Consider the following 3,200-nt stretch of genomic DNA (forward strand, 5'->3'; position numbering starts at 1 on the left):
CCCCGAGGGCGAGCGACGCGTTGTAGAACATCTGTTCACCGGTGACTTCACGGCCGAGCCAGTCCGGCAGCATTTCATCCGGAACGTCTTCCGGAGTCTCGAGTTCGGCCACCACAAGTCCCGCCAGTGCGCCGCCAAAGACATCGACTTCATAGAGATAGCCGCGATGCCTAACATGGTGACGTGTCTTCTCGATGACACGTCCGATGGCGAAGTCCAGCATCTCCACCGCCTCCGCCAGCGGGATCGGATATTCGAATTCGTCGCGCTCGCGCGCGCTGCTGCCGAATTTGAGCGTCAGCTTGGCCGAGGCGCCATCACTGATGCGGATGCGGACGGTTCGTCCGGGTGCCGTGGCGAGATAGAACTGGAGAATGCGGATATCCGCTTCCACCAGGTCCCGCCACGCGGGGCTGGAGACCAGGAACTTACGCTCGACTTCCTTGCCCATGGCCGCGCACTAAAGCGTTTGCCGAAGGCGATGGCAAGACGGCACCGCACACAAGTTGACTTTAATCAATCGATTGATTAAAGTGCTTGCCATGATCAAGTTGTCGGACGCCAAGCCGCCCCGCCACGCGACATCCCCGGCTGAGCTAACGCGTGCCGCGCTCGTTCGGGCGGCGCTGAAACTGTTCGGGCGGCAGGGCTTCGACGGCACCTCGACGCGTGAAATCGCCGCCGAGGCGGGGGCCAATATCGGCTCGATCGCCTATCATTTCGGTGGCAAGGAAGGTCTTCGCGCCGCTGCCGCCGACTTCATCGTCGAGACCATTCAGGCCGTCGCCGGTCAGGCGCTCAATGAACAGGCCGCGACGGCTGGCGACCCGGAGGCGGCGCGCGCGCAGCTGTTCGCGGCCCTGGAACGGATGGTCGGCTTTGTCGTGGCCAGCCCGCAGGCCGGGGAGATCGTGCAGTTCGTGCTGCGCGAACTGTCGCATCCGACGGCGGCGCTCGACCGCATCTATGACGGCGTCTTCGAGCCGGCGCATCGCCGCCTGTGCCTGCTCTGGGAGCAAGCCACCGGCGAGCCGGCCGAGAGCGAACGGACCCGGCTCACCGTGTTCACGCTGATCGGCCAGGTCATCTATTTCCGCATCGGCCGCGAGGCGGTGATGCGCCGCATGGGCTGGCAAGACATCGGTGCCGCCGAGGCCGCCAAGGTGGTGGCGGCCACCACGGACAACCTCGGCGCCATGCTGGCCGCCCGAAAGGGGGCAGGGATGAAGGGACCAAGATAATGAGCTTCCTGTGTTCACTGCCGCTCGCCGCCCAGCTGTTCGGTGCCTGCGCCCCGGCGGCACCGCTCGCCGTCGGTTATGTCGAGGGCGAATACGTGCTGCTGGCGCCGATCGAGGTGGCACAGGTCGAGACGGTGACGGTGAAGCGCGGCGATCGCGTCACGGCGGGAGCCACCGTGGTGACACTCGAAAATGCCGATGCCAGGATCGCGGTGGCGCAGGCGCAGGCAAGCCTCGCCCAAGCACAGGCGCAGTTGGCCGACCTGCAGGTCGGCAAGCGGCCCGAAGAAATCGCCGCACTCAAGGCTCAAGTCGACATGGCCAAGGCGCAGGCAGACGACGCAAGACGCAAATACGCTCGCGCCGCCGATCTGTTCAAGCGCGGCACCGGCACCCAGGCCGACTATGACACCGCCTCGGCGACGCTGGAAACCGCCAACGCCCAGGTCGGCCAGGCCGAGGCCAATCTCGCCGTCGGCGGCCTGCCGGCGCGCGCCGAGACGATCAAGGCCGCCGACAACCAGGTCAAGCAGGCGCAGGCCGAACTGGAGCAGGCGGTGTGGCGCCTCTCCAAGCGCACGCTCGCGGCCCCTTCGCCCGGCCGCGTCAACGACGTCATCCGCAATCCCGGCGACACGGCGGGCCCGACCGCGCCTGTCATCTCGGTGCTCCCCGACGGCGCGGTGAAGCTCAGCGTCTATATTCCGGAAGCGGCCTTCTCCTCGGTCAAGGTCGGCAGCCTGCTCAGCGTCCATTGCGACGGCTGCGGTCCTGACGTGAAGGCGCGCGTCAGCTATATCTCGCCCGATCCCGAATTCACCCCCCCGGTGATCTATTCTCTCGAAAACCGGCAGAAGCTGGTCTACCTCGTCGAGGCGCGGCCGGAGGGCGATGCGGGGCCGCTGCAGCCCGGCCAGATCGTCGATGTCGATCTCGCGGATATGGGAAGATGAACGCCATCGACGTCCGCGGCCTGGTCAAGCGCTTCGGCGACAAGATCGTCGTCGACCATGTGACCATGTCGGTCGCCGAGGGCGAGATCGTCGGCTTCCTTGGCCCCAACGGCTCGGGCAAGACCACCACGATTCGCATCATGTGCGGCCTGCTGACGCCGGACGAGGGCGAAGGCACGGTGCTGGGTTTCAACATCCGCACGGACAGTCTCAGGATCAAGCGCGAAGTCGGCTACATGACGCAGAAATTCTCGTTCTACGAGGATCTCACGATCGGCGAGAATCTGGAATTCGTGGCGCGGCTCTACCGGCTGAGACCAGTCGAGGAGTATGTCGCCCGGACATTGGAGGAGCTCGGCCTGGCGACGCGCCGCAACCAGCTGGCCGGCACCTTGTCCGGCGGCTGGAAGCAGCGGCTGGCGCTGGCCGCCTGCATCATGCACAAGCCGAAGCTGCTTCTGCTCGACGAGCCGACGGCCGGCGTCGACCCGAAGGCGCGGCGCGAATTCTGGGACGAGATCCATCGCCTTGCCAGCGGCGGGCTGACCGTGCTGGTCTCCACCCACTATATGGACGAGGCCGAGCGCTGCCATCGCATCAGCTACATCTCCTACGGCAAGATGCTGGCCACCGGCACCGTGGCCGAAGTGGTGAAGAACGCAGGGCTGACCACTTTCGTGGTGCAGGGTCCGCGGCTTGACAAGGTGGCCGAAGCGCTTGAGGGCCGCGCCGGCGTCGACCAGGTGGCGCCGTTCGGCGCCACGCTGCATGTCGTCGGCTCCGACCGCAAGAAGCTTGAAGCAGCGCTTGCCGATGTCGAGAGAGAGCACAAGGGCGTGACCGTGACGCCTGGCGAAACCAGCCTCGAGGACGTCTTCATCCAGTTCATGTCCGGTTCGAAGGACAACATGACATGAAACATGGCATGAACAGCGTCTTTTCCTTTGCCCGGCTCGGCGCGCTGCTGATCAAGGAGTTCATCCAGATGCGGCGCGACCGCATCACC

4 protein-coding genes are annotated in these 3,200 nt (G+C 65.6%); 3 read left to right on the forward strand and 1 reads right to left on the reverse strand.

Annotated elements, in window-relative coordinates:
• The coding region (locus EOA36_RS31690; protein ID WP_127280795.1) for a CYTH domain-containing protein at window positions 1-451 on the reverse strand (451 nt) is incomplete at its 3' end.
• Between the two features lie 91 nt (window positions 452-542).
• Between EOA36_RS31690 and EOA36_RS31695 the strand changes: the two genes are divergently transcribed.
• From EOA36_RS31695 to EOA36_RS31705, 3 genes are read left to right on the forward strand one after another with little or no spacing between them, the layout of a single operon-like run.
• The gene (locus EOA36_RS31695) at window positions 543-1,241 is read left to right on the forward strand and encodes a CerR family C-terminal domain-containing protein (RefSeq protein WP_127280796.1); all 699 of its coding nucleotides are present in this window, start codon (window positions 543-545) and stop codon (window positions 1,239-1,241) included.
• The gene (locus EOA36_RS31700) at window positions 1,241-2,194 is read left to right on the forward strand and encodes an HlyD family efflux transporter periplasmic adaptor subunit (RefSeq protein WP_127280797.1); all 954 of its coding nucleotides are present in this window, start codon (window positions 1,241-1,243) and stop codon (window positions 2,192-2,194) included. The genes EOA36_RS31695 and EOA36_RS31700 overlap by 1 nt, the downstream gene beginning before the upstream one ends.
• Complete coding sequence (locus tag EOA36_RS31705; RefSeq protein WP_127280798.1) at window positions 2,191-3,111, forward strand: ABC transporter ATP-binding protein; 921 nt, start codon at window positions 2,191-2,193, stop codon at window positions 3,109-3,111. The genes EOA36_RS31700 and EOA36_RS31705 overlap by 4 nt, the downstream gene beginning before the upstream one ends.
• Window positions 3,112-3,200: the final 89 nt, after the last annotated feature.

This window comes from Mesorhizobium sp. M8A.F.Ca.ET.021.01.1.1 (genome assembly GCF_003998025.1).
GTDB lineage: Bacteria > Pseudomonadota > Alphaproteobacteria > Rhizobiales > Rhizobiaceae > Mesorhizobium.

Excerpts from the sequence above, each read along its gene's own strand:
- EOA36_RS31705 (WP_127280798.1), top strand. The coding sequence starts at position 2,191 with ATGAACGCCATCGACGTCCGCGGCCTGGTCAAGCGCTTCGGCGACAAG.
- EOA36_RS31695 (WP_127280796.1), top strand. The coding sequence starts at position 543 with ATGATCAAGTTGTCGGACGCCAAGCCGCCCCGCCACGCGACATCCCCG.
- EOA36_RS31700 (WP_127280797.1), top strand. The coding sequence starts at position 1,241 with ATGAGCTTCCTGTGTTCACTGCCGCTCGCCGCCCAGCTGTTCGGTGCC.